This window comes from Haloferax sp. s1 (assembly GCF_058382125.1).
Window position 1 is genome coordinate 1 of record NZ_JBZRPK010000170.1, and the last position, 1,595, is coordinate 1,595.

Sequence of the window (1,595 nt, forward strand, 5' to 3'; positions counted from 1 at the left end):
TTGCGGGGGAATTAGGGGGGCGAATCGCAGGGGAATTGGAGGGCCGATTCGTTGGGGAGAGTTATGTTTCAGGCGTCAGCCGCTGGCGGGCGGTTCGGGCCGAGGTCGCCCGCAGAGTCCGTTTCGGCGTTCTCGTGGTCGAAGTCGAGTTCAGTGTCGTCGTCGGCAGCAACGTCAACGGCGGCGGTAGCGTCAAAGTCGACAGCCGAAGCAGCATCGGGGTCGAACTGCGCGAGTGCGTCGTCGAGGTCGTCCGCGCTCTCGACGAGGTCAGTTGCGACCGCCGCAACCTCCTGCAAGCGGGCGGCCTGTTCCTCGACGGCGGCGGAGACGCTCTCGGCTTCGCTCGTCGTTTCCTCGCCGATACCAGCCACTTCGTCGGCCATCGCCAGCACTTCCTGTGCGGAGTCGGCCTGCTCGTCGGTCGCGCGGTCTATCTCGGAGACGCTGTGGTGAGTCTCTTCGACTCGGTCGACCACGCCGTCGAGTGAGTCGATGGCGTTTTCGACCGCATCTGCTTCCTCGGTAACGCGGTCGCGCATCTCGTCGATTCGCTCGACGACAGCGTCTCGTTGGTCCTGCAGGTCGGAGACGAGTTCGGCGATGGTCTCTGCGTACTCCTGACTCTCTTCTGCGAGTTGCTTGACTTCCTCGGAGACGACGGCGAACCCTTCGCCGGCGTCGCCTGCGCGCGCGGCCTCGATAGAGGCGTTCAGCGCGAGGATGTTGGTCTGCTCCGCGATACCGGAGATGACATCCGTAATCGACTCGATTTCGGCGAGGCGTTCGTCCAGCGCTTCGACCTCTTCGACCGCCTTGTCGGTCTCCTCACGGATGTCGTCCATCCCCGAGAGGGCGGCTGATGCGACCTGAATCCCGTTGTCGGTTCGGTCGGCGGCCTCCGCAGAGAGCGTCGAGAGGTCACCTGCGGCCGCCGCGACCTGTTCGACCGACGCCGAGAGTTCGTCCATCTCGCCGGAGAGCGCGACGAGGTTGTCGGTCTGTTCTTCGGCCCCGCCGGAGATTTGCTCGACCGACCGGGCAACTTGGTCGGCCGCATCGCGGACTTCCGCAGTTGCCTGCGCCACGTCGTCGCTGCGGGCGGTGACTTCGTCGCCGAAGGCTGAGACGGACTCGACCGTCGATTCTACGGCATCCATCATCTCGTTGTACGATTCGGCGACGACGCGCATGTCCCGACTGGTCGAGTCGGTCGGCAACCGAACCGAGAGGTCGCCGTCTGCGGCGCGACTAATGCGTTCTCCGTATGCCTCCGCGTCCGACCGCTGTTCGTGGAGGTCGGTCCGTAAGTCGTCGATACCGTCGACGACAGCGCCGAGTTCGTCGGTTCGCCACATCGGGAGGTCTACGTCGAGGTCGCCGTCACGGAGTCGTCCGACACGCTCGGCAAGCGACGCGAGCGGCACGGCGGTGTTGGCGTTGACGACTGCACCCAATCCGGCGAGGGAAAAGAGGACGACGAGCACCAGCGCGGCAACGAGCATACCGACTGTTCGGCCGAGGGAGTAGGCGCTGGCCGTCGGCACGTGAACGAGGACGGCCATGTTCTCCCCCGCCGGTGCGTAGGCGACGAG

1 protein-coding gene is annotated in these 1,595 nt (G+C 65.3%); it reads right to left on the minus strand.

The features are described from left to right. Positions 1-68: 68 nt before the first annotated feature. On the minus strand, positions 69-1,595 hold a 1,527-nt coding region (locus QT222_RS01335; RefSeq protein WP_491476056.1), incomplete at its 5' end, for a methyl-accepting chemotaxis protein.